A 25,378-nucleotide genomic window follows, 5' to 3' on the forward strand; every position below is an offset into this window, starting at 1 on the left:
TCATCCCGGCCCCATGTTCAACGTCGTGCTGGTGCACCCCGAAATCCCGCCCAACACCGGCAACGTCATCCGGCTGTGCGCCAACACCGGCTGCCAGCTGCACCTGATCGAGCCCCTGGGCTTTTCGATGGAAGACAAGCTCATGCGCCGCGCCGGGCTCGACTACCACGAGTACGCCGAGGTGCGCCGCCACGCCGATTGGGCCGCCTTCCTCGCCTTCGAACGACCGCGGCCCGAGCGGATGTTTGCGCTCACCACGCGCGGCAGCGGCAGCGTGCATGGCACGGCCTTCGAGGCCGGCGACTGGCTGCTGTTCGGCTCGGAGTCAAGCGGCCTGCCCCCTGCCCTGCGCGACAGCCTGCCCGCCGCGCAGCGGCTGCGCCTGCCCATGCGCGCGGGCCAGCGCAGCCTGAACCTGTCCAACGCCGTGGCCGTGGTGGTGTTCGAGGCCTGGCGGCAACACGGCTTCGCCGATTCCGGCCCCGCGTGAACCACATCACACGAATCGCCGCTGTGTCACCCCCCAACTGTTGGATGTGGGCCACCATAGGCGCATGGACCGCCAACCGCATCACGCCGCCGGCCGTGCGTCCCCCCCGGGTGGGTGGGCCGTTGCCCTGCTCGCGCGCTGCCTGCATCTGGCCCTGGGGCCACGTGCCCGGCCAAAGGCCGCGCACCTGAAGGACGTGATGGCGATCCGCGCGCAGCTGCTGCACACCATCGAAGACTGCTCGGGCGTGGCGGCCCTGCGCCTGCGCCGCCAGATCGAGCGCGCGCGCACCCCGCAGGAACTCTGGCTGCTGCGCAACGACGCCTTCCAGCTCATCGCGCAGCGCCACGACCAGCGCACCGCGGCGCAGCGCATCGACGCGCTGGTGAAGACCTTCGACGGCTGGCTCGACCCCAAGCAGCTCGCGCGCATCGGCTGAACCCGGCGCGCCGCGCCGCGCCCGCTAGGGGTACTGGCGCACCAGCGATTCGATCAGGCAGACCGGCTTGTCGCTGCCCTCGCGCTCCACCACCACCGCCCAGGTCATCTGGCGCCCGCCATGCTCGATGGGCTCGATCGCCTGCAGCGTGAGTTGCGCGCGCAGGCGGCTGCCCACAGGCACGGGCGCGGTGAAGCGCACCCGGTTGAGCCCGTAGTTCACGCCCATGCGGGTCTGCTCGACCGCGATCGCCGACTCCAGAAAGCGCGGCAGCAGCGAGAGCGTGAAGAAGCCGTGTGCGATCGGTGCACCGAACGGCCCGGCCTTCGCGCGCTCGACGTCGACGTGGATCCACTGGTGGTCGCCCGTGGCGTCGGCGAAGCGGTTGACCTGCTCCTGGGTGATCTCGATCCAGTCGCTGGTGGCAACGGCCTGGCCCACGCAGGCGTCGAGTTCGGCAAGGGTGTGGAAGGTGCGCATGCGGCCACTCTAGGCCGGGCCTGCGCGGGGCGCTGTCGGCGCGGCGACAGCGGACGGGCTCAGCGATCGAGCCAGTCGCAGATGCCCTGCCACTGCTGCAGGTCCTTCTCGACGCGGCCCGGGGCGACGTCGAAGAGCGAGAGCCCGCGCGCGGCCAGGTGGATGTAGTTCTGCGTGTCGCGCAGGTGGCCCAGCACCGGCAGGCCCAGGCCGCCCACGAACTCGGCGAGCCTGTCGGCCGCGATGGTGCGCGGGTCCACGCGCATGCCCACGATGCCCACGTCGAGCTTGCTCGCACGCCGCGTTTCGGCAAGCTCGTCGAGAAAGGCGCGCGTGGCGTAGATATCGAAGATGCTGGGCTGCAGCGGCACGATGACCTTGTCCGCGAGCTTGAGCACGTCCTTGAAGCGCCAGCCGTGCAGGCCCGCGGGCGTGTCGAGCACCGCGTGCGTGGCCTCCTTGGGCGGGCGCACGATCAGGTCGTTGGAGATCTCCCAGGGGTGGACGGTGCGGGCAGCGGCCGGGCGCAGCTGAAGCCAGAGCCCGGCGGACTGCTGGCGGTCGATGTCGCCGAGCACCACGTGGTGGCCCTGGCGCGCGAAGTAGCCCGCCACGTTCGTCGACAGCGTGGACTTGCCCACGCCCCCCTTCGGATTCGCAACCACCACGATCGGCATGTCTTCTCCTCGGTTCGGTTGCGCGCCATCTTACTGATTCAGGCCCAGGCGTCCCAGACCAGCTTGCAGCCCGTGAGGAACATGCCGATGTGGATCAGGCGGTAGAACAGCACCGGCTGGATGCGGTGCGCGATGCGCACGCCGATCCACACGCCGACGGGCGCCAGCGGCAGCAGCACCAGCGAGGTGCTCATGTTGTTGAGGTCGATCAGGCCCAGCCAGGCATAGGGAATCCACTTGGCCAGGTTCACGAAGAAAAAGAAGAAGGCCATGGTGCCGGTGAACAGCACCGGCGACAGGCGCAGCGGCACCACGTAGGCATTGATCGGCGGCCCGCCCGCGTGCGCGATGAAGCTCGTGAAGCCCGAGGCGGCGGTGAGGATGGCGCCCAGCCAGCGCGGCGGCGGCGGGCTGTCGGGCCGCGGCGGGAACACCAGGCGCTGGGCCAGGAACAGCAGCGTGAGCACGCCCACGATGCCCGCCACCACCGCCGGCGAGAGCCACTTGAACATCAATGTGCCCACCACCACGCCCAGCAGGCCGAAGGGCAGCAGGAACTTCAGCAGCGCGCGATCGACGTGCTGGCGAAAGGCGGCCATGCCCAGCAGGTCCATCACCAGCAGCACGGGCATGAGGATGGCCGCGGCCTGCGGCACCGTGACGGCCAGCGCCATGAGCGGCACCGCGAGCGAGCCGAAGCCGGCCCCGAAGCCGCTCTTGCTGATGCCCAGCAGGATCACGGCGGGCACGGCGACGGCGTAGAAGTGGGGGTCGGTGATGATGGGCAGCGAGGACACAGGGGACAATCCGGCGATGCAAAACGCGACATTGTGGGGTGAAACCCTGAGGCTGCTGGTGGAGCTCGCCGCCACCACGGCGTTCGCGCTCTCGGGCATCCTCGAAGGCGCGCGCAAGCGGCTCGACGCCGTGGGCGTGGTGGTGGTGGCGTTCCTCGCGGCCTTCGGCGGCGGCACGCTGCGCGACCTGCTGCTCGACCAGCGCCCGTTCTTCTGGGTGCGCCACGTGGAGCTGCTGTGGGGCGTGCTGGCCCTGAGCGTGCTCGCCATGCTGTTCCTGCGCACGCGGCATTTCGAGGTCACCGAGCGCGCCATGCAGTGGCCCGATGCGCTCGGCCTGGGCCTGTTCACCGCCACCGGCGCGCACCAGGCGCTGCTGCTCGACATGCCCGCCCTGGTGGCCGTGCTCATGGGCATCGTCACCGGCGTGGCCGGCGGTGTGCTGCGCGACGTGGTGTGCAACCAGATCCCCAGCGCCTTCCACGACCACCGTCCCTATGCCGTGTGCGCCTTCGCGGGCGGCTGGGCCTACGTGGGCCTGACGGCCCTGCAGGCCCCGGGCTGGGTGGCGCTGGTGGCCTGCGTGGGCCTCACCGCGGGCCTGCGCGGCCTGGCGCTGTGGCGCGATTGGCAACTGCCGCCGTGGCGTCTTTGAGCCCGCGGGACAATCGCACCATGTTCAACCCCTCCCAAGCCGATGTGCGCCGCTTCTTCTGCGGCGCCTTCAACAAACAGCGCGACGGCCAGCCGCTGGACGCGCTCGAAGCGCTCGCCGCGCAGTGGATCGCCGAGCACCCCGAGTACCACGGCGAACTCGCCGATGCGGAGGCCGCGGTGGCGCGCCTGAGCCAGCCCGACGCCGCGCGCGAAAACCCGTTCCTGCACCTGTCCATGCACCTGTCCATCAGCGAGCAGTGCAGCATCGACCAGCCGCCCGGCATCCGCCAGGCCGTGGAGTTGCTCACCGCGCGCCGCGGCGACCTGCACGCGGCGCAGCACGAGGTGATGGAATGCCTGGGCCGCATGCTCTGGGAGAGCCAGCGCGCCGGCCGTCCACCCGACGGGCAGGCCTACATCGACGCCGTGCGCCGCCGCGCCACGCAGGACTGACCCCCCGCAGCCAACAAAAAAGCCGCCCGAGGGCGGCTTTTTTGTTGGCTGGCTTCGGCGATCAGCGGAAGCGCGACTGCGGCACGGTCTGCAGTTCGCCGGGCAGCGTGCTCAGGTACTTGGCGATGGCGCGCATTTCGGCCGGGCTGTACTGCTTGGCGATGCCGCCCATGACGCCGTTGCTGCGGCCGATCACGTTGTTGCCCTCGACCGTGTACGACTTGAGCGCCACGAAGAGGTAGTCGGCGTGCTGGCCACCGATCTTGGGGTAGCTCGGGTCGAGCGGCTTGCTGAAGTTGGCGCCGTGGCACGACACGCAGGCGCCCTTGGTGATCAGCGCGGCCACGTCGGCGCTCGCGGCGGGGATGGCTTCGGGGGCGGCCGGGCCGGCCTGGCCGGCGTAGAAGGCCGCGAGGTCGGCCATGTCCTGCTCGCTCAGCGAGCCCGCGATGCCGCGCATGGACGGGTGCTTGCGCTCGCCCTTCTGGTAGGCCTTGAGCGCCGACACGATGTACGGGCCCGACTGGCCGGAGATCATGGGCACCTTGTGCACTTCGGGGAAGCTGTTCTGGTAGCCCTTGATGCCGTGGCAGCCGATGCACATCTCGGCCTTCTTTTTGCCGGCGTCCACGTCACCGGTGACGCCTTGCGCCTGGGCCGACACGGCAGCGACAAACAACGTCGCAGCGGCGACAAGGGTACGGGCGATCGGGTTCAGCAGTGGGGTCATTTTGCTAGCACAATGAAGAACGGCCGGGAAAGAACAACCGCGGATTATAGGAGCGGTCGCCACCCCCCCGGCACATCCCGAGTCCCGCGCGCGGACAGCCGCGCCGCCACCCCGAGGTCGCCGTTCATGAAATTCCAGGGTTCCGAGAACTACGTCGCCACGCAGGACCTGATGCTGGCCGTCAACGCCGCCATCACGCTCAAGCGCCCGCTGCTCGTCAAGGGCGAGCCCGGCACCGGCAAGACCATGCTGGCCGAGGAAGTGGCCCAGGCCCTGAACATGCCGCTGCTGCAGTGGCACATCAAGAGCACCACCAAGGCCCAGCAGGGGCTGTACGAATACGACGCCGTGAGCCGCCTGCGCGACTCGCAGCTCGGTGACGAGCGGGTCAAGGACATCCACAACTACATCGTCAAGGGCGTGCTCTGGCAGGCCTTCACGGCCGACCAGCCGGTGGCGCTGCTGATCGACGAGATCGACAAGGCCGACATCGAATTCCCCAACGACCTGCTGCGCGAACTCGATCGCATGGAGTTCTACTGCTACGAGACGCGCGAGCTGATCAAGGCCAAGCACCGGCCGCTGGTGTTCATCACCTCGAACAACGAGAAAGAACTGCCCGACGCCTTCCTGCGTCGCTGCTTCTTCCACTACATCAAGTTCCCCGACGCGGAAACGATGCACAAGATCGTCGACGTGCACTTCCCCACCCTCAAGCAGGACCTGCTCAAGGTGGCGATGAAGACCTTCTACGACGTGCGCAACCTGCCGGGCCTGAAGAAAAAGCCCAGCACCAGCGAGTTGCTCGACTGGCTCAAGCTGCTGATGGCCGAAGACATCCCGCTCGAGGCCCTGCAAAGCGCCGACGACAAGGTGTCCATCCCGCCGCTGGTGGGCGCGCTGCTCAAGAACGAGCAGGACACCACGCTGTTCGAGAAGCTGGTGTTCATGAACCAGAGGAACCGCTGATGTTCGTGCAACCGGTCGTGCTGCGCGACCGCGGGCTGCGGCTGGAGCCGCTCGCCCCCGAGCACGAAGACGGCCTGCGCGCCGCCGCGGCCGACGGCGAACTCTGGACGCTGCGCATCACCTCGGTGCCCGAACCCGCGCAGACGCGCCAGTACATCGACGACGCGCTGCGCATGCGCGCCGAGGGCCACCGCTTCGCCTTCACGGTGGTCGACGAGGCCAGCGGCCGCGTGCTCGGCAGCACCAGCTACCACGACATCCTGCCCGCCGTGAAACGCGTGGAGATCGGCTACACCTGGTACGCGCGCAGCGTGCAGCGCACCCACGTGAACACCACCTGCAAGCTGCTCATGATGGGCCACGCCTTCGACACCCTGGGCTGCCACGTGGTGGGCTGGCGCACCGACAACTTCAACTTCGCGTCGCAGCAGGCCATCGAACGCCTGGGCGCGAAGAAAGACGGCGTGATCCGCGGCCACGCGCTGCGCCGCGACGGCACCATCCGCGACACGGTGATGTACAGCATGCGCGCGGGCGAGTGGCCCGAAGCGCGCGCCCAGCTGCTGTACCTGCGCGCGCGCCACGACTGAACCCGACCGGGAGATCGCCATGCTGATCGACTTCTTCTACACCCTGCGCGCGGCCAAGCTGCCGGTGTCGGTGAAGGAGTACCTCACGCTGCTCGAGGCACTCAAGGCCGACGTGGTCGGCCCGACCAACCCCGACGCCTGCAGCATGGACGACTTCTACTTCCTCTCGCGCACCGCGCTCGTGAAGGACGAGAAGCACTTCGACAAGTTCGACCGCGCGTTCGCCGCCTACTTCAAAGGCGTGGAGATGATCGCGGACTTCACCAAGCCCATCCCGGCCGACTGGCTGCGCCAGGAGATGGAGCGCATCCTGTCCGAGGAGCAGAAGGCCAACGCGCCCAAGATGGACTGGGACGAGCTCATGGAGACGCTGAGGAAGCGCCTCGAAGAGCAGAAGGAACGCCACGAGGGCGGCAGCAAGTGGATCGGCACCGGCGGCACCTCGCCCTTCGGCAACGGCGGCCAGAACCCGCAGGGCATCCGCATCGGCGGCAAGGGCGGCGGCAAGACCGCGGTGAAGGTCTGGGAGCAGCGCAGCTACCGCGACTACGACGACACGCAGGAACTGGGCACGCGCAACATCAAGGTGGCCCTGCGCCGCCTGCGCAAGTTCGCGCGCGAGGGCAACGAGCTCGAACTCGACCTGCCCGACACCATCCGCAGCACCGCGGCCAACGCCGGCTGGCTGGACATCAAGATGATTCCGGAGCGGCACAACAACGTGAAGGTGCTGCTGCTCATGGACGTGGGCGGCACCATGGACGAGCACATCCAGCGCGTCGAGGAGCTGTTCTCGGCCGTCAAGAGCGAGTTCAAGCACCTCGAGTTCTATTACTTCCACAACTGCGTCTACGACTTCATGTGGAAGAACAACCGCCGCCGCTACGCCGAGAAGTTCCCCACCTGGGACATCATCCGCAAGTACAACAAGGACTACAAACTGGTCTTCGTGGGCGATGCCACCATGAGCCCCTACGAGATCCTGCAGCCCGGCGGCAGCGTGGAATACAACAACGAAGAGGCCGGCGCCGAGTGGCTGCAGCGGCTCACGCACGCCTTCCCCAAGTTCGCCTGGATCAACCCCGAGCCCCAGGGCGTGTGGCAATACCGGCAGAGCATTGGCATCGTGCAGCAGCTCATGGGGCAACGCATGTTCCCGTTGACACTCAAGGGCTTGGAAGACGCGATGCGCATGCTGTCGAAATAATGGCGGCATGCCCGTAACGCCACCGGCCCGATGCCGCCGGGCCGTCTGCCGCCCGTTCCTGTCCGCGATCCTGTTGCTCATCGGCCTGCACGCCCTGCCCGTGCAGGCCCAGGCACCTGCGCCCGACGCGCCCGATGCGACCGACGAAGCCGATACCGCCGAGCCCGCCGACGCGCGCGCGCGCCGCATCGCCGCGCGCGCGCCGGTGCGCCCGCGCTTCGAGCTCCAGATCGACGCGCCCGAGGCGCAGCGCGAACTGCTCGAACGCCACCTCGAGATCCAGCGCTTTCGCGAGCAGCGCAACCTCGACGCGGCCGAACTCGAGCGCCTGCTGCTCGAACTGCCGGCCAACGCGCGCCGCCTGCTCGCCACCCAGGGCCACTTCGCGCCGCGCATCACGCTGGGCGCGCTGCAGCCGCCCAGTGCCGAGGCCATGGCCGCCGCGGGCAACGGGCCCGCGCCGCTCGGGCGCATCCCGCTGCAGATCGAGCCGGGTCCGGTCACCACCGTGGCCTCGGTGCAGGTGAGCTTCAAGGGCGCGGTCACCGAAGACGCCGACGCCGCCGAACAGCGCGAAGACATCGAGCGCGACGCCCAGGTGCTGGTGGGCCAGACCTTCACCCAGGACGGCTGGGACCGCGCCAAATCGGCCGCACTGCGACGCCTCACCGCGCTGCGCTACCCGGGCGGTCGCATCAGCACCAGCCTGGCCGACGTGGACGGCCCCACCACCAGCGCGCGGCTCTACATCGAACTCGACTCGGGCCCGCGCCAGCGCCTCGGCGCGATCCAGATCGAGGGCGCGCAGCGCTACGACCCGAAGATCAGCGAGCGCATCGTGAGCCTCACCGGCCTCACGCCGGGCAGCGACTACGAGCTCGCGCGGCTGCAGCGCGCACAGCAGCGCCTGATCGACAGCGGCTACTTCGACGCCGCCTTCGTCTACGTCGAGCCCGCCGACGGCACGGCGCCGCTGCCCGTGAAGGTGCAGGTGCGCGAGGCCATGCGCAAGAAGCTGGTGCTCGGCGTGGGCGGCAGCACCGACAACGGCGCGCGCCTGTCCATCGAACACACCCACAACCAGCTGCCCTTCCTGGGCTGGCGCGCGCTGTCCACGCTCAAGCTCGAACGCCAGGACAGCCTGGCGCGCACCGACTGGCGCGCCCCGCCCGACAAGGAGGGCTGGGGCTGGATCACGCTGCTGCAGGCCGCGCGCCAGGAAGACGAACTCGTGAGCACCGTGAGCCAGCGCGCGCGCTTCGGCCGCGCGCAGGACGGGGAAGAATACGACCGCAGCGTGTACCTGCAATACGACCGCGCGCGCACCGTCACGCCGAGCCAGCGCGAGGCCGGCTCCAACGGCCAGATCGAATCGTCGCTCACCGCCAACTACGCCTGGACGCGCGAGCGCTTCGACGATCCCATCAACCCCAACAGCGGCCAGGGCCTGGCGGTGGAGCTCGGCGCGGGCACCACGCTGGGCATCACGCGCAAACCCTTTGGCCGCGTGCAGGCGCGCTGGCTGGGCGTGCTGCCGCTGGGCGACGCGCCGCGCAGCAGCACGCCGGGCGCGCCCTCGCCCGGCCCGCGGCTGGGCCGGCTCGCGCTGCGGCTCGAAGGCGGCGCGGTGATCGCCAACCGCGACACCCCGGTGCCCGACACCCAGCTCTTCCTCACGGGCGGCGACAACACCGTGCGCGGCTACGGCCTGCGCGACATCGGCGTGAAGCAGCCCGACGGCAGCGTGCTCGCGGGCCGCTACAAGACCGTGGTGAGCCTGGAATGGCAGCGCCCCGTGGGCGGCGACGGCCTCACGCGCTCGGCGCTCGAACACGTGCTGTTCATCGACGGCGGCGCGGTCGCCAACCGCACGCAAGACCTCCGGATGCAATGGGGCGTGGGCACGGGCCTGCGCTACAACAGCCCGGTCGGCCCGCTGCAGGTCGATCTCGCCTATGGCCTGGAAACCCGAAAAGTGCGGCTGCACCTGAGCGTGGGCTTCGTGTTCTGACCATGGAAACACCGCCGCCGCGCCCCGCGCATCTCCCTGAAGCTGGCGACCCCAAGGGCGCGGCCAGGCCGCTGCCCTGGGGTCTGACGATGCTCGGTCGCGCGCTCTTGTGGTTGCCCGCGGTGCTGCTGGGCGTGGTGCTCGCGGGCGCGCTCGCGCTGGGCATCTGGGCCAGCACCGAGGGCTCGCTCGCGCAGGCCCTGCGCTGGGGCCTGGCCTGGCAGGCCGACCACGCGCCCGGGCTCGGCCGCATCGAGGCCGATGGCGTGGAAGGCAGCGTCTTCGGCGGCGGCAGCGTGGACCGCCTGCGCTGGCAGCAGGAAGGCCTGCGCGTGAGCGCCGACGGCGCGCGCGTGGCCCTGGGCGGGCGCTTCTGGCTCGGCCTGCTGCGCGGCGAGGCGCGCATCGCCCAGCTGCGCGCCGAGCGCGTGCAGGTGATCGACGAGCGCCCGCCACGCCCGGCCGAGCCCGCCACGCCGCTGCAGAACCTGGTGCTGCCGCTGCCGATCGAGGTCTCGGCCACCGTGGGCGTGCTCGCGCTGCCCGCGGCCGAGCTGCAGGCGATCGACCTGACCTACCGCTACGGCCGCGCCGACCCCGGCCTGGGCGCGACCGACGCACACACCCTCACGCTGCGATCGCTGCAATGGGCCGAGGGCCGCTACCAGGCCCAGGCCACGCTGGGCGCCCAGGCGCCCATGCCGCTGCGGCTGCAGGCGCGCGGCGACCTCGCCACCACCGTGCCCGAAGGCGGCACGCTCGATCTGCGTGCGCGCGCCACCGCACAGGGCACGCTCGCCGGGGCCGACGCGGCGCTGGCGCTCACCGCGCAGATCGAACCCGTGGGCAGCACCGACGCCACGCCCACGCTGGCCGGCACCGCGCGCGTGCGGCCCTGGGCCCCGCAGCCGCTGGACGAGGCCGACCTGCGGCTGCACCGCCTCAACCTGGCCATGCTCTGGCCGCAGGCGCCGCAGACCGCGCTCACCGGCACGCTGCGCGCCCTGCCCGACGGCGCGCAATGGCGCGCGAGCGCGCAACTGCAGAACGAACAGGCGGGCGCGATCGACCGGCGCCGCCTGCCGCTGCAATCGATCGAACTCGCGCTGGTGCAGCAGGGCGAACGCTGGACGCTCGAACGCCTGGACGCGCGCGCGGCCGGCGGCCGGCTGCAGGCCGAGGGCCGACGCGACGGCGTGGCCGCGGCCGGTGCAACGGCAGCGCCCGGCGCCTCACCCACCGCATCCCCACTGGCCGCGCTGGGCGACTGGCAGGCCCGCCTGCGCCTGAACGGCATCGACCCGGCGCAGCTCTGGAGCACGCTGGCGCCCGCCGCGCTCGACGGCGAGCTGCGCGCGCGTGCGCTCGGGCCGCGCAGCGAGCGCCCCGGCGTGGAGCTGGACGCGCGCATCGCGCCCGCGGGCCGGCAGGCCCGGCGCAGCGCGGCCGAGGCCTGGCGCCTGCGCGAGCTCGTGCTGCAAGGCCGCTGGCAGCCCACGGGCGCCGCGCTGTCGGCCGGCGAGCTCACGCTGCAGCGCGCGCGCCTGGACGCGCTCGACGGCCGCATCGACGCGCAAGGCCGGGTGGACACCGCGCGGCCGCAGGCCAACGGCCGCCTCGCGCTCGACCTGCCCGGCCTGCAGGCGCGTTTCGACGGCACGCTGGCCCACGCCGACGGCCAGGGCGCGCTCGACCTCGACCTGGCCGACGGCGCGCGCCTGCTCGCGTGGTTGCGCGGGCTGCAGAACGCCCCGCTGATCGGCGACATGCTGCGCACGGCGCTCGCGCCCTGGGCCGACGCGAGCCTGGACGCGCGCGCCTCGGGCCGGCTGCGCTGGCAGGGCGGGCTGGGCGGCATTCCCGCGCTCGGCTGGCCCGGTGCGGGCCGCGCCGCGCCGCCGCGCATCGACCTGCAACTGCAGGTCGATCGCCTGCGGGCCCAGCGCGGCGGCGATGCGCCGATCGACCTCGCGCTCGGCGACAGCCGGCTCACGCTGCAGGGCCCGCCCGAGGCGCTCGCGCTCACCTTGCGCGCGCGCGGCGAGCGAGCGCCCTGGCGCGCCGAGCTCGACACCGCGGGCCAGCTCGCGCTGGGCAGCAGCCCGCTCGACGGCCGTCAGGGCGTGCTGCGGCTCGACCGCCTCGCGCTCAGCGCCACACCCGGCAACGCCGGCGTGCGCTGGACGCTCACCCCCACCGCTCCGCTGCGCGCGCGCTGGCGCGCCCACGACAAAGGCCTGGACGCCGAGCTCGACGCCGCCGGCCTGCGCGTGCTGCCGCAGCGCGGCGCCAGCGCGGCCGCCGCCCCCATCACCCTGAACTGGGACAGCCTGAGCTGGCGCGCCGGCGCGCTGCAAACCCGCGGCCGCCTCGAAGGCCTGCCGCTGGCCTGGGCCGACGCGCTCGCCAGCACCGAGGCCAACGGCCAGGGCCCGCTGGCGGCCGCGGGCCTGGGCGGCGACCTGCTGTTCGACGGCCGCTGGGACCTGCTGCTGCCCGCGCAGGCCAGCGAGCCGCCGCGCGTCTCGCTCACGCTCGAACGCCGCAGCGGCGACCTGCTGGTGCAGACCGACGGCGCCGCTTTCGAAGACGCCGCGTCGCGCGGCCAGCGCGTGCCGGCCGGCGTGAAGACCGCGCAGCTCAGCGTGAACACCGAGGGCGCGCGCGTGAACGCGCAACTGCGCTGGGACAGCGAGCGCCTGGGCGAGGTGAGCGCCGAGGCCGGCACCACGCTGTCGCCGCCCGACGCCGGCCAGGGCGCCTGGCACTGGCCCGAGAGCGCGCCCCTGAGCGGCCGCGTGCGCGCCAACCTGCCGCAGGTGGGCGTGTGGAGCGTGCTCGCGCCGCCGGGCTGGCGCGTGCGCGGCGCGCTGCGGGCCGAGGCCACGGTCGGCGGCACGCGCGCGGCGCCGCAGTTCAGCGGCAGCCTGCAGGGCGACGACCTCGCCCTGCGCTCCAACGTCGACGGCATCACGTTCCGCAACGGCCAGTTGCGCGCCACGCTCGCGGGCGAGCGCATCGTGATCGAACGCCTGCGGCTCGAAGGCCGCGGCGGCGCCGAGCGCGGCGGGGTGCTGCAGGCCAGCGGCAGCGCCGAATGGCGCCGCGTGCAGCGCGACGGCGCCACCGTGCGCGAACCTGTGCTCGCGCTGCAACTGAGCGCCGACAAACTGCGCGTGTCCACCCGCCCAGACCGCCGCCTCACGGTCAGTGGCCAGCTCGACGCGCGCCTCGAAGGCGCGGCGCTGCGGCTGCGCGGCCGCCTGCGCGCCGACGAAGCGCTCATCGTGCTGCCCGATGAAACCGCGCCCACGCTCGGCGGCGACGTGGTGGTGCGCGGCACCGAATACCCGATCGAGCGCGGCAGCGGCGTGCGCGTGGTGCCCGACGTGCAGGTCGCGCTCGATCTCGGCGACGCCTTCCAGCTGCGCGGCCACGGCCTGCAGACGCGGCTCGCGGGCCAGCTTGAGGTGCGCAGCGCGCCCAACGACCCGGCGCCGCGCATCGTGGGCGAGGTGCGCACCATGAGCGGCACCTACCGCGCCTACGGCCAGCAGCTCGCGATCGAGACCGGCGTGGTGCGCTTCAACGGCCCCTACGACAACCCCGCGCTCGAGATCCTCGCGGTGCGGCCCAACGCCACCACGCAACGCGTGGGCGTGCAGATCACCGGCAGCGCGCAGACGCCGCGCGTGCGCCTGTTCTCCGACCCCGAGCTGCCCGACAGCGAAAAACTCGCCTGGCTGGTGCTGGGCCGGCCCGCGAGCGGCGCGGGTGCCGAGGCCGCGGTGCTGCAGCAGGCCGCCATCGCCCTGCTCTCGCGCAACGGCAACAGCCCGCTCGACGGCGGCCTGGCCTCGGCCCTGGGCCTGGACGCGCTGAGCTTCAGTGGCAGCAGCACCAATGCGGATGGCAGCAGCACGGCCGCCGCGCTCACGCTGGGCAAGCGCATCGCCGACAACCTCTACCTGAGCTACGAGCGCAGCCTCGCGGGCACGCTCAACACCGTGTCCATCTTCTACGACGTAACGCGCCGCTTCACCGTGCGCGCGCGCGCCGGCAGCGAAAACGCGATCGACCTGATCTTCACACTGAGCCGCGACTAGACCGTTGGCACGGCCAGGCCGCACCGACCCCGCCGATACAATCGCCGCTCGCCGCGCCGCCGTAGTTCAATGGATAGAACGAGCGCCTCCTAAGCGCTAGATACAGGTTCGATTCCTGTCGGTGGCGCCAGCCGGGCGTCAGCTGTCGCGCCAATCCGACCCCGGCATGATGCGCTTCATGAACGCGTCGAACATGGGCACGGTGAACGCCGTGTCGCCATGGTTGGGGCTCCAGACCATGCCCTTGCGAATCAACTCGCTGCGGGTGGGCGCAAGCGAAGACACTTTCACCCCATAGCAAGTGGCGATGTCGCCCGAGCGGTGCGGACCGGGGCCCAGTTCGGCCATGGCGCGCAGGTAGCGCTTCTCTTTGGGTGTGCAGCGATCAAAGCGCACGCGGAAGAAACTTTCATCCAGGGCGGCGATGGCCTGCGTAGAGGCATCCAACACGTCTTGCAGTTCGATGGGCGAGCCTTTTGCGGTGAGCCAGGTGTGGCTGCCCCATTCCTGCAGGAAGTAGGCATAACACTCGGTGAGCTCGAGGATGCGGTCGACGGCGTCGCCGTTGATGAGCGCGCCTTCGTTTTCGATCGGCCGGCAGATGGCCAGCCGGGCCGCCTCCCTGGGCAAGGGACCGATCTCGGGAAAATCGAACAGGCGCTCAGCGTAGGACCTGGCATTGCCCATCTGGCCGCGCAGTTGCGGCAGGCCCGCACCCACCAGGATGAGGGGCAACTGCCGTTGCTCCACGCGGTGCATGGCGGTGATCAGCACCGCCAACTGATCCTCTTGAACGTACTGCAGCTCGTCAACGAACAGGGCCAAGGCCGTGCCAGCGGCCTTGGCCGCCAACCCGACCTGCTCGAACAAGGCCTGAAGGTCGTGCTCCAGGTCGCCGTTGTCCGCCAGCCCAGGCTCGGCCTCGTAATCGAAGCCCACCTCGATGTCGTGGTAAGTGACCTTGAGCTTCTTCGCAAAGCCGGTCAGTGCTTTTAATCCACGCACCGCCAAATCGCGGGCCACGTCCAGTTTGCTGAGCCGCAACAGGGCTTGGCGCAACTGGGGCGCAAGCAAGGCAGGCAGCGAGCGCCCCTCGGGCGCTTCGATGCGCACCGTGTGGATGCCGGCCGCCTCGGCATCCATGCGGATGCGATCGAGCAGCACGGTCTTGCCCACGCCGCGCAAGCCCACCAGCATGGCGCTCTTGGCGGGCCGCCCCAGCCGGGTGCGCTCCAGGCTGATGCGCAGCGACTCGCGCAACTCGTCGCGACCGGCCAGTTCGGGCGGCGGTGTGCCGGCTCCGGGGGCGAAGGGGTTGCGGATGGGGTTCATGCGCGGATTATAGAGAAATTTGGAAAGTTATTTGAAAAGCATAACTTTCCAAATTTCACTTGATATCAACCTCCATCCCCACCGGCCGTCGCTCTGCAGCCCTTCCCGCGTCGATCCCCGCCGGTCTCATCCGTCGTGCCCTTGAACGCCCCCCACACGGAGACCCGCATGCCCACCCAACTCAGCCCCTACCTCTCCTACGACGGCAACTGCGCCGACGCCATGCGCTTCTACGCCGAGCTGTTCGGCGCGAAGCTCGAAGCGCTCATCACCTTCGGCCAGATGCCGCAGGAAATGCCCTGCCCGCCCGGTGGCGAGCACCGGGTGATGCATGCGCACCTCGTGCACCCGGGCTTTTCGCTCATGGCCGGCGACACACCGCCCGGCATGGCCTACCAGGGCATCCAGGGCGCGATGATGGCCATCAGCTTCGACGAACCGGCCGAAGCACAGCGCGTGTTCGCGGCGCTGTCGCAGGGCGGCACGGTCACCATGCCGCTGGCCGAAACCTTCTGGGCGCAGACCTTCGGCATGGTCACCGACCGCTTCGGCACGCCCTGGGGCATCAACGGCGGGCCCAAGGCCATGCCCGCGGCGCCGGCCCAGGGCTGATCACCGAAGCATCGCGTAGCCGATGCCGATGGCCGCCACCAGGCCCACCGCATCGGCGAACAGCGCGCACGCCAGCGCGTAGCGCGTGCGCTGCACGCCCACGCTGCCGAAGTACACCGCGAGCACGTAGAACGTGGTCTCGGTGGAGCCCTGCACGATCGCGGCGAGCCGGCCCACGAAGGAATCGACGCCGTGCACCTGCATCACGTCGATCATCAGGCCGCGCGCGCCCGCGCCCGAGAAGATCTTCATCAGGCCCACGGGCAGCGCGGGCAGGAAGTCGGTGTCCAGGCCCAGCGCGGCCACGCCCGCGCCGATGCCCGCGAGCACGAAGTCCATGCAGCCCGCGGCGCGGAACAGGCCCACGGCCACGAGGATGGCGATCAGGAAGGGCACGATCTGGATCGCCACCCCGAAGCCCTCTTTCGCGCCCTCGATGAAGGCGTCGTACACGTTCACGCGGCGCACCGCGCCCGCGAGCACGAACAGCATCACCACGCCCAGGATCACGGCCGCGCCCGTGGTGCCCGCGATGCGCGCGGCCTGCTCGGCGGGCAGGCGCGCGAGCGCCGCCACCGCGCCCGCGAGCAGACCGCCCACGGCCAGCAGCGGCAGCAGGAAACGCGCGCGCCACAGCGGCAGCCGCTGGCACAGCGCCACCGCGAGCACGCCCGCGAGCAGCGCGATGAAGGTGACCATGAGCGTGGGCAGGAAGATGTCGGCGGCGTTGAAATCGGCGCCCAGGCCCTGCTTGAGCGCCACGCTCTGGCGGATCGCGATCACCGAGGTGGGAATGAGCGTGAGGCCGGCGGTGTTCATCACCACGAACATGATCTGCGCGTGGCTCGCCGTGCCCTCGGGCTCGCGGTTGAGTGTCTGCAGCTCGCGCATGGCCTTCAGGCCCAGCGGCGTGGCCGCGTTGTCCAGGCCCAGCAGGTTGGCCGAGATGTTCAGGGTCATCGCGCCCTGCGCGGGATGGCCCTGCGGCACCTCGGGAAACAGCCGCCGCAGCAGCGGCCCGGCGAGGCGCGCGATCAGCTCGATCACGCCGGCGCGCTCGCCCACGCGCATCAGGCCCAGCCACAGCGCCATCACACCGGCCAGGCCGAGCGAGATCTCGAAGCCCGAGCGCGCGCCATCGAACAGCGCGGTGAGCAGGGCGCCGGGCACGCCGGTGTCGCCGAGCAGCGCACGCACCAGGGCCGTGGCCAATGCCACGGTGAGCAGACCGATCCATGCCCAGTTCATCGCCATGGACGGCGATGGTAAGGGCCGCGCCACCCGCGGCCTCAGAGCTGCTGCTGCCCCTCGGTCAGGGTGTCGAGCTGGAAGCGGCCGCTCTGGTCCCAGAGCCAGGTGTCGATGTAGCTCGTGCGGCCCGGCGGCGCGGGAAACGGGGCAGCGTCGCGCACCAGGCGCTCGATCTGCGCCACCACCTCGGGCGCGTGGCTGGGCGCACGCAGCCAGCGCAGCGAGCCCACGCGACCGTTGCCCTCGATCACGGTCTCAAGCACGCCGATGGCGTAGAGCATGGGCGGCAGCCGGCCCGGGTAGATGCGGTCGGCGTAGCGGCGGTAGAGGTGGCCCGCGGCCGCGCGTTTGTAGGCCGCATCGGCCGCGGGCGCCTGGCGGCTCGACACGCCCGAGGGCGTGGACGAGCAGCCCGCCACCAGCGCGGCGCCGGTGGCGGCGGCGAGCGCGAGCCATTCGCGCCGGCGCACCGGCAGGGGCATGGCCACGGGGAACGGCAGGGTCTTCATGGGCGCCTCACTTCTGCCGCAGCGTGCGGCTCAACAGGATCACCGGAATCATGCCCACCAGCACCAGCGTGAGCGCGGGCAGCGCGGCCTCGCCCAGGCGCTCGTCGCGCGCGAGGTTGTAGGTGATCACGGCCAGGGTGTCGCTGTTGAAGGGCCGCAGCACCAGCGTGGCGGGCAGCTCCTTCATCACGTCCACGAACACCAGCAGCGCGGCCGCCACGGTGGCGCGGCGCAGCAGCGGCCAGTGCACGCGCGCGGCCAGCGCCACGCCCGTGGTGCCCAGCATGCGCGCCGAATCGTCCAGGCTCGCGGGCATGCGCGCATAACCGGCCTGCACCGATTGCAGCGCCACTGCGGTGAAACGCACCAGGTAGGCCCACACGATGCCCAGCGCCGTGGCCGTGACCCAATAGCCCACACCGGCCTCGGGCCAGCGTTCCTGCACCCAGCCCACGGGCAGCAGCAGGCCCACCACCACCACCGCGCCCGGCACCGCGTAGCCCAGGCTCGCGAGCTGCGCCACGCCACGCGTGAGCGGCACGGGGCGCACGCGCACCGCGAAGGCCAGTGTCAGCGCGATGGCCGTGGTGAGCAGGGCCGACAGGCCCGCGAGCCAGATGCTGTTGCGCGACCACTGCACGAACTGGTCCCAGGGCAGCACGTCCCAGCCACCCAGCAGCGGGCGCAGCATGAACAGCACCGGCAGCACGAAGCCGAACACGATGGGCGCGGCGCACACCGCCACCGCGAGCGCGGCGCGCGCGCCGCGCAGGCGCACCGGCTGCGCCTCGGCGCTGCCCGCGCGCTGGCCGCGCAGCGTGGCAAAGCGCATGCGCTGCTGCGCGCGGTGCTCCACCCACAGCAGCGCCGCCACGGTGAGCAGCAGCAGCGTGGCCAGTTGCGCCGCGGCCAGGCGGTTGTCCATCACCAGCCAGGCCTTGTAGACGCCCGCGGTGAAGGTCTGGATGCCGAAGTAGCTCGCCACGCCGAAATCGGCCAGGGTTTCCATGAGCGCGAGCGCCACGCCCGCGGCCACGGCCGGCCGTGCGAGCGGCAGCGCCACGCTGCGGATGCGCCGCGCCAGCGGCGCGCCGAGCAGGCGCGCGGCCTCCATGAGCTGGGCCGCGCGCTCGGAAAGCGCGGTGCGCACCAGCAGGTACACGTAGGGATAGAGCGTGAAGGTGAAGACCCAGACCGCGCCGGGCGTGCTGCGCACCTCGGGCAGCACGCGCCCGCGCAGCGCGAAGGCCTCGCGCAGCCAGGTCTGCAGCGGGCCGCTGAACTGCAGGAAGTCGGTGTACGCATAGGCCACCACGTAGGCCGGCATGGCCAGCGGCAGCAGCAGCGCCCATTCGAAGGCGCGGCGGCCCGGAAACTGGAACAGCGTGACCGCGCTCGCGGTGAGCACGCCCACCACCGCCACCCCGATGGCCACGCTCACGCACAGCAGCAGCGAGGTCAGCGCGTACTCGGGCAGCACGGTCTGCGCCATCTGCGCGAGCACGTCCTGCGCCGCGGCGTCGAAGCCGAACCAGGACGCGCCCAGCGCCAGCACGGGCAGCACCAGCACCGCGGCCAGCAAGATCAACAGCACCTGAGCAAGCCAGCGCGGCATGGGATTGGGCGATCGTTGTTGTGGTGTTGGCCCGGCAGTGTCCCGACCAACGCAAATGAGAATTGTAGATATCTACAATGGTCCCCATGTTCTTGCAGGTCTCGCAACTCGACGTCCGTTACGCGGGCGCCCCCCAGCCCGCCGTCGACGGGGTGAGCTTCGGCCTGGCCGCGGGCGAGATCGGCGTGCTCATCGGGCCTTCGGGCTGCGGCAAGACCACGCTGTTGCGCGCGGTCGCGGGCCTGGAGCGCGCCCAGGGCGGGCAGATCGTGCTCGGCGGCGAAACCGTGAGCAGCCCGGGCGCGCACGTGCCGGCCGAGCGGCGGCGCATCGGCATGGTGTTCCAGGACTACGCCCTCTTCCCGCACCTCGACGTGGCGGCCAACGTGGGCTTCGGCATCCACCGCCTGCCGCGCGCCGAGCGCGAATCGCGCGTGACCGAGGTGCTGCGCCTGGTGGGCCTGGACGGCCTGCGCGCGCGCTTTCCGCACGAGCTCTCGGGTGGCCAGCAGCAGCGCGTGGCGCTGGCGCGCGCGCTGGCGCCGCAGCCGCGCCTGCTGCTGCTCGACGAGCCCTTCTCCAACCTCGACGTGGACCTGCGCGAGCGGCTCGCGCACGAGGTGCGCGGCATCCTCAAGGCGGCCAACGCCACCGCCCTCTTCGTCACGCACGACCAGCTCGAGGCCTTCGCCATCGGCGACCGCATTGGCGTGATGCACAACGGCCACCTGCACCAGTGGGACGAGGCCTACGCGCTCTACCACCGCCCGGCCACGCGCTTCGTGGCGGAGTTCATCGGCCACGGCGTGTTCGCGCCCGCACAAATCCTGCAGCACGGCGCCGAGGTGTCGGTGCAGACGCCGCTGGGCCCGTTGCAGGACATGGAGGAATGCCCGCTGCCCACGGCCTACGAGGCCGGCCTGTGCGACGTGCTGCTGCGCGCCGACGACATCGTGCACGACGACAACGCGCCGGTGAAGGCGCAGATCGTGCGCAAGGCCTTCCGCGGCTCGGAATTCCTCTACACGCTGCGCCTGGCCAGCGGCGAAACGCTCATGACGCACGTGCCCTCGCACCACAACCACGCGGTGGGCGAGTGGATCGGCATCCGCGCCGAGGTCGACCACGTGGTGACCTTCGAGCGCGGCGGCGCGGCCTCGTCGCCTCCGGCACCGGGGGTGCCGATGGCGCGGGCCGATCACGCGGCCTGAGCGGCCCGCGCGGTCGCCATGCGACCCGGGCGGCGCAGCCACCACATCACCGCGCCCGCCACGCACAGCAGCACCACGGCCGCACACGCGAGCAGGTTGATCAGCGCGTTCCACCAGCCCAGGTCGCCCTGGTGCAGCGCGATCGCCACCGCCATGGTCCTGGCCAGGCCGTTGTAGTCGGCAAAGCCCACGTCGGCCAGCACGCGGCCGCTGTAGCGGTCCACGTGCACCGTGCGGTCGCCCGTGGGGCGCTGCAGGTCGCCGCTCATGGTGTCGGCCGAGATCGTGAACACGCCCTGCTCGCCCTGCGGCAGCGCGATCTGGTGCTGACCGCGAAAGCCCAGGGTGTGCGCGAGCGTGGCCACGCTGTCCAGGTTCACGGGCGAGCCCGCGGGCACGCCGGCCGCGCCGGCCATCGAACCCGATGCCGGCAGGGCCGTTTGCGCCAGGCCCCAGGGCACTTCCTGCAGGCCTGCGGTGTTGAGCGCCGCGTGCGTCTGCGTGGACCGGGGCACGGCGTCCCATTTTTCGGCCGGGAAGCTGCCCCAGGCCTGCAGCCATTTCGCGCCGGTCACGCCGGTCCAGGTCAGGCCGGTGAGCAGGAAGGCGATCAGCATGATCGCGGTCCAGCTGCCCAGCGCGCCGTGCAGCGATCGCCACCAGCCGCGGCCGCGCGCGCGCGGTGCGGTGCGAAAGCGCGAGGCCCAGCCCTGCGCGCCGCGCGGCCACCACAGCACCGCGCCGGTCACGAGCATCACCAGCGAGGCCCAGGCCGCGATCTCCATCAGGCGGTCGCCGAGGTCGCCGATCAGCAGCGTGCCGTGGATGCGTTCGGCCCAGGCAAAGGGCGTGTTGGCCTTGTCGACCCAGCGCAGCACCTCGTTGCGGTAGGGGTCGACCGCGAGCGCGAGCGTGCGCTCGCCGTGCTGCACCACGAACCAGGCCGCGCGGTCGGGCGCTCGCGGCGCGGTGTAGCCGATCAGGCGGCCGTCGGGCACCACCGCGAGCGCCGCCAGCGCCTGCTCGCTCACGGCGTGCGCCTGGGGCAGCGGCTGCACCACGGGGTTGGGGCCCAGGCGGGTCTGGAAGCCGGTGAAGAAGACCATCACCGCCCCGGTGATGGCCAGGGTCAGCAGAAAGGGCAGCACGAACAGGCCAGCGTACGCGTGCCAGCGCCAGGCGATGGCGTGTGCGTTCAGGCGTGCTCGTTCGCGGGCGCGCAGCGGCGCGCCCGTCGCGTCGGACGGGATCGACATGGCGGGACCTCGCTCGCGGCGCTCAGTGCTTGTGGGCGCCGTGGCCGGCCGCGCCTGCGGCGGCCGGTGCGGGCGGCGTGACGGCCATGGCGCGCGCCGTGGCCTTCACTTCTTGCGTGAGGCGCTTGCCATCGGCGCCTTCGAACACCAGCGTGAGCGGCAGGCTGTCACCGGCCTTCACGGGCGCCTTGAGGTCCATGAGCATTACGTGATAGCCGCCGGGCTTGAGCTCCACCGTCTGGCCCGCGGGCAGCGGCAGCGCGCTCACGGCGCGCATGCGCATCACGTCGCCGTCAAGCTTCATCTCGTGCACCTCGACGATGCCGGCGACCGGCGAGCGCACCTCGACCAGGCGCGTGGCCGCGGGCGCGGTGAGTTTCATGAAGGCGCCGGTGGCCGACTGGTGGGCCACGGTGGCGCGGGCCCAGGCGTCTTGCACCTGGACGGGTTGGGAGGACTGGGCCCAGGCGGTGGTGGCGAGGGCGAACGAGCAGGCGATGAAGCGGTGTTTCATGGTCATCTGGAACGGCAAGAGAAGACGCGGCACGGGCCCCTGGGCCGGTACCGGGCGAAGAGCGTTCAGACGACCGCGGGCGGCGCGCGCGCGGGCGCGTGGGCGCTGGGTGCGGCCGCGATGCCGCGCTGGGCCCGGGCCAGCGGCAGCGGATGGGGCGCGGCCTCGGGCAAGGCCAGCGCGGGGGCCGGTGGCAGGTGGGCCGCACCGGCCGCCACCACGCCCCAGGGACAGGTGATCGCGGCCTCGGCCGGGTGGTCGCCGGCCTCGTCGGCGGCGGCCTGCGGGCCGGTGTCGGCGCGCACCCAGGTGATGCCGCTGGCGCTGCAGATCTGCACCCAGTGGCCGGCGCCGCCGCCGCGCGCCTGCAGCGCGGCCTGCGACAACGTGGGCGCGAGCGCACCGAAGCAGACCGCCAGCAGGGCGATCCAGGCGGTGGTCTTGCGCAGCCAGCGTTGCAGGGACATGGGGCGCGATTCTACGGGCCGACCCTGGCGCGTCCGGTGCGCGACCGGCGCGCCCGGGGCCGGTGGTTAGCATGCGCGGGCCCATTCCCGACCTTCCACAGGAGACAAACCCATGCTCACCCTCTGCGGCTTCTCGGCCAGCAACTACTACAACAAGGTCAAGCTCGCTCTGCTCGAAAAAGGCGTGTCCTTCACCGAAGAGCTGGCCTGGGTCGGCGAGACCGACAAGACCTGCAGCCCGCTGGGCAAGGTGCCCTACCTCAAGACGGAGCAGGGCGCGCTGTCGGAGTCCACGGTGATCCTCGAGTACCTCGAAGACGCCTACCCGCACCCGCCGCTGATGCCCGCCGAGCCCTTCGCCGCGGCCAAGGTGCGCGAGCTCGTGCGCTACATGGAGCTGCACCTGGAGCTGGTGGCGCGCAACCTCTACCCCGAGGCCTTCTTCGGCGGCAAGGTGAGCGACAGCGCCAAGGAAAAGATCGGCCCGCAGCTCGAGAAGAACATCGCGGCCTTCGCGCAGCTGACCACCTTCTCGCCCTTCATCGCGGGCGAGGCCTTCACCATCGCCGACTGCGCGGCCGTGGTGCACCTGCCGCTGGTGAGCAGCGCCACCAAGATCGTCTACGGCCGCGACTTCCTGGCCGATCTGCCGGTGCGCGACTACCTCAAGCGCATGGGCGAGCGCCCCACGGTGCAGAAGATCAACGCCGACCGCAAGACCAACACCGAGCTCATGCTCTCGCGCGCCAAAAAATAAGCCCCGGCACGCGGCCGGGGCGGTGGGCAGGCCCCGGCATGGCGCCGGGGCGCGATCTCACTTCTTGGGCCGGATCGCGTCGGCCGTGCCCTGGATGAAAGCCTTGATCTTCTCCACGTCGTCGGCGCTGAGCTTGCCGGTGAAGTCGGGCATGCCGCGCGCCACCGCCGGGCCCTTGAACACGAACTTGTCGAGGTTCTCGATGAAGGCCGCGTCCATGTAGCCGAGGTTGGGAATGTTGCCGCCGCGGTCCACGCCGGGCACGCCGTGGCAGAACACGCAGTTGCTCACGTAGAGCGCCGTGCCCTCGGGCACGTGCTGCGGGTTGTATTTCACGCCTTCCACCAGCTTGCTCATCTGGTAGGCCACGAAGGCCGGCGCCGGCGCCTTGCCGCCCACCGCGAAGGTGTAGACCGTGCCCGGGCCCTGGCGGTCGGTGGCGCGCGAGGCCAGGCCGTACACGCCGCCCCAGCCCACGGCGATCGACACGTACTGCTTGCCGTCGACCATGTAGGTGGTGGGCGCGGCGATCACGCCGGTGCCCGTGGGCGTTTCCCAGAGCTTCTCGCCGCTGGTGGCGTTGTAGGCGATGAAGCGCCCGTCGGCCGTGCCCTGGAACACCAGGTTGCCCGCGGTGGTGAGCGTGCCGCCGTTCCAGGGCGACACGTGTTCCACCGCCCACTTCGCCTGCTGCTTCACCGGGTCCCAGGCCAGCAGGCGGCCGAAGGGCTTGCTGGTGGGCGGCTCGACGTTGGCGAACATGGCGAGGTTCCAGCCCATGTTGCTGTGCGGCTCACCGGGGCGCACGCCGTTGAACGACCAGTCCTTGTTGTCCACGAGCGAGATCGGCACACCCTGCACCGGCATATAGACCAGACCGGTCTTGGGGTTGTACGACATCGAGTGCCAGTTGCGCGCGCCGTAGGCGCTGGGGATCACCTCGCGCGGGCGGTCGCCCTTGCGTGCAATCTCCGTCTCGATCGGCCGGCCGCTCTTGTCGTAGCCCGTGGCCCAGTTCACGTCGACGAAGTTCTTGGCCGAGATGAACTGGCCGTTGGTGCGGTCGATGATGAAGAAGAAGCCGTTCTTGGGCGCGTGCATCACCACCTTGCGCTTCTTGCCGTCGAGCACCAGGTCGGCCAGGATCATGGGCTGCGTGGAGGTGAAGTCCCAGTTGTCGCCGGGCGTCTCCTGGTAGTGCCACACGTACTTGCCGGTGTCGGGGTTGAGCGCGACGATGGACGCGAGGTACAGGTTGTCGCCGCCCGCGGGGCTGCGCTTCTTGTGCGCCCAGGGCGAGCCGTTGCCGGTGCCGATGTAGAGCAGGTTGAGCTCGGGGTCGAAGGCCATGGCGTCCCAGGCCGTGCCGCCGCCGCCCGCCTCCCACCACTTGCCCGCGGGGTCCCAGGTCTTGGCCGCCTTGGCCATGGACTCGTCCTCAAAGGGCTTGCTCGGGTCGCCGGGCACCGTGAACCAGCGCCACTTCTGCTCACCGGTCTTGGCGTCGTAGGCCGTGACGTAGCCGCGCACGCCGTACTCGGCGCCGCCGTTGCCGATGATGACCTTGCCCTTGACCACGCGCGGCGCACCCGTGATGGTGTAGCTGAAGCGGCGGTCGATGATGGTGTCCTTCTCCCACAGGCGCTGGCCGGTGGCGGCGTCGAGCGCCACCAGGCGGCCGTCGTAGGCGGCCACGTAGACCTTGCCTTCGTAGAGCGCCACGCCGCGGTTGACCACGTCGCAGCAGCCCTTGAAGCCGGCCTCGCGCGGCACCTGCGGGTCGTAGGTCCAGATGCGCTGGCCGGTGCGCACGTCGATCGCGTGCACCACGCTCCACGAGGCGGTGACGTACATGATGCCGTCCACCACCAGCGGCGTGGACTCGACGCCGCGCTTGGACTCGAGGTTGTAGGACCAGACCAGGCCCAGGTCTTTCACGTTGCCGGTGTGGATCTGGTCGAGCCTGGAGTGCCGGGTCTCGGCGTAGTCGAGGCCGTGCGTGGGCCAGTCGTTTGTGGTGCGCGCGTTGCTGGCGATGAAGCCGCCGTTGACCTTTTGCGTGGCCGCACTGATGTGTGCGGCCGAGCCTTTGGGCGCGGCGGACTGGGCCTGCGCAGCGAGCGGCATGGCGAGCGCCGTGGCCAGCAGCCATGCGAGGCCGCGGCCGGTTCTTCGGGGTGGGGTTGTCATGTTTGTCTCCTCGGTGTGACCGGATTCGCATGTTCCGCAGCGTGCGCTGCAGCATCAC

General features: G+C 71.1%; 24 protein-coding genes and 1 tRNA gene. 13 read left to right on the forward strand and 12 right to left on the reverse strand.

From position 1 onward, the window contains the following. Positions 1-13: 13 nt before the first annotated feature. Both trmL and WDZ95_RS07705 read left to right on the forward strand, forming a co-directional pair. On the forward strand, positions 14-490 hold the full coding sequence (gene trmL, locus WDZ95_RS07700; protein ID WP_425777468.1) for a tRNA (uridine(34)/cytosine(34)/5-carboxymethylaminomethyluridine(34)-2'-O)-methyltransferase TrmL: 477 nt from the start codon (positions 14-16) through the stop codon (positions 488-490). 64 nt (positions 491-554) lie between these two features. Further along, positions 555-929 carry a hypothetical protein gene (locus WDZ95_RS07705; protein WP_166227422.1) on the forward strand — a complete coding sequence of 125 codons (375 nt, stop codon included), beginning with the start codon at positions 555-557 and terminating at the stop codon, positions 927-929. Between the two features lie 24 nt (positions 930-953). Here the strand turns inward: WDZ95_RS07705 and WDZ95_RS07710 are convergent, their stop codons facing one another. The 3 genes from WDZ95_RS07710 to WDZ95_RS07720 are packed head-to-tail and all read right to left on the reverse strand — an operon-like array spanning position 954 to position 2,883. Then, positions 954-1,409, reverse strand: coding sequence for a MaoC family dehydratase (locus WDZ95_RS07710; protein ID WP_166227423.1), 456 nt, complete (start codon positions 1,407-1,409; stop codon positions 954-956). Between the two features lie 59 nt (positions 1,410-1,468). Next, on the reverse strand, positions 1,469-2,086 hold the full coding sequence (locus WDZ95_RS07715) for an AAA family ATPase (protein ID WP_425777471.1): 618 nt from the start codon (positions 2,084-2,086) through the stop codon (positions 1,469-1,471). Between the two features lie 38 nt (positions 2,087-2,124). After that, positions 2,125-2,883, reverse strand: coding sequence for a sulfite exporter TauE/SafE family protein (locus tag WDZ95_RS07720; protein ID WP_240936379.1), 759 nt, complete (start codon positions 2,881-2,883; stop codon positions 2,125-2,127). 16 nt (positions 2,884-2,899) lie between these two features. Here WDZ95_RS07720 and WDZ95_RS07725 point away from each other — a divergent pair, with 16 nt between their 5' ends. Continuing rightward, positions 2,900-3,538 carry a trimeric intracellular cation channel family protein gene (locus WDZ95_RS07725; RefSeq protein WP_166227426.1) on the forward strand — a complete coding sequence of 213 codons (639 nt, stop codon included), beginning with the start codon at positions 2,900-2,902 and terminating at the stop codon, positions 3,536-3,538. 20 nt (positions 3,539-3,558) lie between these two features. Next, positions 3,559-3,993, forward strand: coding sequence for a DUF1841 family protein (locus WDZ95_RS07730; protein ID WP_425777474.1), 435 nt, complete (start codon positions 3,559-3,561; stop codon positions 3,991-3,993). Positions 3,994-4,054: 61 nt separating this feature from the next. Here WDZ95_RS07730 and WDZ95_RS07735 read toward each other — a convergent pair whose 3' ends face one another. Continuing rightward, complete coding sequence (locus WDZ95_RS07735; protein ID WP_425777476.1) at positions 4,055-4,723, reverse strand: c-type cytochrome; 669 nt, start codon at positions 4,721-4,723, stop codon at positions 4,055-4,057. 126 nt (positions 4,724-4,849) lie between these two features. On the opposite strand from WDZ95_RS07735, the gene WDZ95_RS07740 reads away from it, so the two are divergent. The 6 genes from WDZ95_RS07740 (at position 4,850) to WDZ95_RS07765 (ending at position 13,736) form a co-directional block, all read left to right on the forward strand. Continuing rightward, positions 4,850-5,692: an AAA family ATPase gene (locus WDZ95_RS07740; RefSeq protein WP_425777478.1), complete on the forward strand. Its 843-nt coding sequence runs from the start codon at positions 4,850-4,852 to the stop codon at positions 5,690-5,692. After that, on the forward strand, positions 5,689-6,282 hold the full coding sequence (locus WDZ95_RS07745; RefSeq protein WP_425778055.1) for a GNAT family N-acetyltransferase: 594 nt from the start codon (positions 5,689-5,691) through the stop codon (positions 6,280-6,282). The genes WDZ95_RS07740 and WDZ95_RS07745 overlap by 4 nt, the downstream gene beginning before the upstream one ends. A 19-nt stretch (positions 6,283-6,301) precedes the next feature. Beyond that, complete coding sequence (locus tag WDZ95_RS07750) at positions 6,302-7,489, forward strand: vWA domain-containing protein (RefSeq protein ID WP_166227443.1); 1,188 nt, start codon at positions 6,302-6,304, stop codon at positions 7,487-7,489. A gap of 7 nt (positions 7,490-7,496) precedes the next feature. After that, entirely contained in the window at positions 7,497-9,500 is a 2,004-nt protein-coding gene (locus WDZ95_RS07755) for an autotransporter assembly complex protein TamA (RefSeq protein ID WP_425777480.1), read from the forward strand. 89 nt (positions 9,501-9,589) lie between these two features. Continuing rightward, complete coding sequence (locus tag WDZ95_RS07760) at positions 9,590-13,606, forward strand: translocation/assembly module TamB domain-containing protein (RefSeq protein ID WP_425777482.1); 4,017 nt, start codon at positions 9,590-9,592, stop codon at positions 13,604-13,606. Between the two features lie 55 nt (positions 13,607-13,661). Next, positions 13,662-13,736 (forward strand) — tRNA-Arg (locus WDZ95_RS07765). 8 nt (positions 13,737-13,744) lie between these two features. Here the strand turns inward: WDZ95_RS07765 and WDZ95_RS07770 are convergent. Further along, positions 13,745-14,938 (reverse strand): AAA family ATPase, encoded by a 1,194-nt coding sequence (locus tag WDZ95_RS07770; protein WP_425777484.1) that lies wholly within the window; start codon positions 14,936-14,938, stop codon positions 13,745-13,747. A 168-nt stretch (positions 14,939-15,106) separates the two neighbouring features. Here WDZ95_RS07770 and WDZ95_RS07775 point away from each other — a divergent pair, with 168 nt between their 5' ends. Next, the gene (locus WDZ95_RS07775; protein WP_425777485.1) at positions 15,107-15,550 is read left to right on the forward strand and encodes a VOC family protein; all 444 of its coding nucleotides are present in this window, start codon (positions 15,107-15,109) and stop codon (positions 15,548-15,550) included. Here the strand turns inward: WDZ95_RS07775 and WDZ95_RS07780 are convergent, their stop codons facing one another. Genes WDZ95_RS07780 through WDZ95_RS07790 form a run of 3 tightly spaced genes read right to left on the reverse strand, consistent with a single transcriptional unit; the run spans position 15,551 to position 18,925 of the window. Beyond that, positions 15,551-16,804, reverse strand: a complete 1,254-nt coding sequence (locus tag WDZ95_RS07780) for a nucleoside recognition domain-containing protein (RefSeq protein ID WP_425777487.1) — start codon at positions 16,802-16,804, stop codon at positions 15,551-15,553. It abuts the gene before it with no gap. 35 nt (positions 16,805-16,839) lie between these two features. Continuing rightward, positions 16,840-17,310, reverse strand: a complete 471-nt coding sequence (locus WDZ95_RS07785; RefSeq protein WP_425777489.1) for a hypothetical protein — start codon at positions 17,308-17,310, stop codon at positions 16,840-16,842. A 7-nt stretch (positions 17,311-17,317) separates the two neighbouring features. After that, on the reverse strand, positions 17,318-18,925 hold the full coding sequence (locus WDZ95_RS07790) for an ABC transporter permease (protein WP_425777491.1): 1,608 nt from the start codon (positions 18,923-18,925) through the stop codon (positions 17,318-17,320). Between the two features lie 86 nt (positions 18,926-19,011). Here WDZ95_RS07790 and WDZ95_RS07795 point away from each other — a divergent pair, with 86 nt between their 5' ends. After that, positions 19,012-20,136, forward strand: coding sequence for an ABC transporter ATP-binding protein (locus tag WDZ95_RS07795; protein ID WP_425777493.1), 1,125 nt, complete (start codon positions 19,012-19,014; stop codon positions 20,134-20,136). On the opposite strand, the gene WDZ95_RS07800 is transcribed toward WDZ95_RS07795, so the two are convergent. From WDZ95_RS07800 to WDZ95_RS07810, 3 genes are all read right to left on the reverse strand, one after another. After that, complete coding sequence (locus WDZ95_RS07800; protein ID WP_425777495.1) at positions 20,124-21,392, reverse strand: PepSY-associated TM helix domain-containing protein; 1,269 nt, start codon at positions 21,390-21,392, stop codon at positions 20,124-20,126. The genes WDZ95_RS07795 and WDZ95_RS07800 overlap by 13 nt on opposite strands. 22 nt (positions 21,393-21,414) lie before the next feature. Continuing rightward, entirely contained in the window at positions 21,415-21,906 is a 492-nt protein-coding gene (locus WDZ95_RS07805) for a copper chaperone PCu(A)C (RefSeq protein ID WP_425777497.1), read from the reverse strand. 65 nt (positions 21,907-21,971) lie between these two features. Next, positions 21,972-22,373 carry a DUF2946 family protein gene (locus tag WDZ95_RS07810; RefSeq protein ID WP_425777499.1) on the reverse strand — a complete coding sequence of 134 codons (402 nt, stop codon included), beginning with the start codon at positions 22,371-22,373 and terminating at the stop codon, positions 21,972-21,974. Positions 22,374-22,485: 112 nt separating this feature from the next. Here WDZ95_RS07810 and WDZ95_RS07815 point away from each other — a divergent pair, with 112 nt between their 5' ends. Next, positions 22,486-23,130, forward strand: coding sequence for a glutathione S-transferase (locus WDZ95_RS07815; RefSeq protein WP_425777500.1), 645 nt, complete (start codon positions 22,486-22,488; stop codon positions 23,128-23,130). A 57-nt stretch (positions 23,131-23,187) separates the two neighbouring features. On the opposite strand, the gene WDZ95_RS07820 is transcribed toward WDZ95_RS07815, so the two are convergent. Further along, the gene (locus tag WDZ95_RS07820; RefSeq protein WP_425777502.1) at positions 23,188-25,320 is read right to left on the reverse strand and encodes a PQQ-dependent dehydrogenase, methanol/ethanol family; all 2,133 of its coding nucleotides are present in this window, start codon (positions 25,318-25,320) and stop codon (positions 23,188-23,190) included. Positions 25,321-25,378: the final 58 nt, after the last annotated feature.

This window comes from Hydrogenophaga sp. T2 (genome assembly GCF_049843535.1).
Taxonomy (GTDB): domain Bacteria; phylum Pseudomonadota; class Gammaproteobacteria; order Burkholderiales; family Burkholderiaceae_C; genus Hydrogenophaga; species Hydrogenophaga crocea.

Bases quoted from the DNA above. Each gene is read 5' to 3' on its own strand.
- WDZ95_RS07705 (WP_166227422.1), top strand. From the start codon at position 555: ATGGACCGCCAACCGCATCACGCCGCCGGCCGTGCGTCCCCCCCGGGT.
- WDZ95_RS07770 (WP_425777484.1), bottom strand. From the start codon at position 14,938: ATGAACCCCATCCGCAACCCCTTCGCCCCCGGAGCCGGCACACCGCCG.
- WDZ95_RS07790 (WP_425777491.1), bottom strand. From the start codon at position 18,925: ATGCCGCGCTGGCTTGCTCAGGTGCTGTTGATCTTGCTGGCCGCGGTG.
- WDZ95_RS07710 (WP_166227423.1), bottom strand. From the start codon at position 1,409: ATGCGCACCTTCCACACCCTTGCCGAACTCGACGCCTGCGTGGGCCAG.
- WDZ95_RS07730 (WP_425777474.1), top strand. From the start codon at position 3,559: ATGTTCAACCCCTCCCAAGCCGATGTGCGCCGCTTCTTCTGCGGCGCC.
- WDZ95_RS07750 (WP_166227443.1), top strand. From the start codon at position 6,302: ATGCTGATCGACTTCTTCTACACCCTGCGCGCGGCCAAGCTGCCGGTG.
- WDZ95_RS07735 (WP_425777476.1), bottom strand. From the start codon at position 4,723: ATGACCCCACTGCTGAACCCGATCGCCCGTACCCTTGTCGCCGCTGCG.
- WDZ95_RS07795 (WP_425777493.1), top strand. From the start codon at position 19,012: ATGTTCTTGCAGGTCTCGCAACTCGACGTCCGTTACGCGGGCGCCCCC.
- WDZ95_RS07760 (WP_425777482.1), top strand. From the start codon at position 9,590: ATGCTCGGTCGCGCGCTCTTGTGGTTGCCCGCGGTGCTGCTGGGCGTG.
- WDZ95_RS07800 (WP_425777495.1), bottom strand. From the start codon at position 21,392: ATGTCGATCCCGTCCGACGCGACGGGCGCGCCGCTGCGCGCCCGCGAA.
- WDZ95_RS07740 (WP_425777478.1), top strand. From the start codon at position 4,850: ATGAAATTCCAGGGTTCCGAGAACTACGTCGCCACGCAGGACCTGATG.
- WDZ95_RS07775 (WP_425777485.1), top strand. From the start codon at position 15,107: ATGCCCACCCAACTCAGCCCCTACCTCTCCTACGACGGCAACTGCGCC.
- trmL (WP_425777468.1), top strand. From the start codon at position 14: ATGTTCAACGTCGTGCTGGTGCACCCCGAAATCCCGCCCAACACCGGC.
- WDZ95_RS07810 (WP_425777499.1), bottom strand. From the start codon at position 22,373: ATGTCCCTGCAACGCTGGCTGCGCAAGACCACCGCCTGGATCGCCCTG.
- WDZ95_RS07780 (WP_425777487.1), bottom strand. From the start codon at position 16,804: ATGGCGATGAACTGGGCATGGATCGGTCTGCTCACCGTGGCATTGGCC.
- WDZ95_RS07715 (WP_425777471.1), bottom strand. From the start codon at position 2,086: ATGCCGATCGTGGTGGTTGCGAATCCGAAGGGGGGCGTGGGCAAGTCC.
- WDZ95_RS07805 (WP_425777497.1), bottom strand. From the start codon at position 21,906: ATGAAACACCGCTTCATCGCCTGCTCGTTCGCCCTCGCCACCACCGCC.
- WDZ95_RS07815 (WP_425777500.1), top strand. From the start codon at position 22,486: ATGCTCACCCTCTGCGGCTTCTCGGCCAGCAACTACTACAACAAGGTC.
- WDZ95_RS07820 (WP_425777502.1), bottom strand. From the start codon at position 25,320: ATGACAACCCCACCCCGAAGAACCGGCCGCGGCCTCGCATGGCTGCTG.
- WDZ95_RS07785 (WP_425777489.1), bottom strand. From the start codon at position 17,310: ATGAAGACCCTGCCGTTCCCCGTGGCCATGCCCCTGCCGGTGCGCCGG.
- WDZ95_RS07725 (WP_166227426.1), top strand. From the start codon at position 2,900: ATGCAAAACGCGACATTGTGGGGTGAAACCCTGAGGCTGCTGGTGGAG.
- WDZ95_RS07755 (WP_425777480.1), top strand. From the start codon at position 7,497: ATGCCCGTAACGCCACCGGCCCGATGCCGCCGGGCCGTCTGCCGCCCG.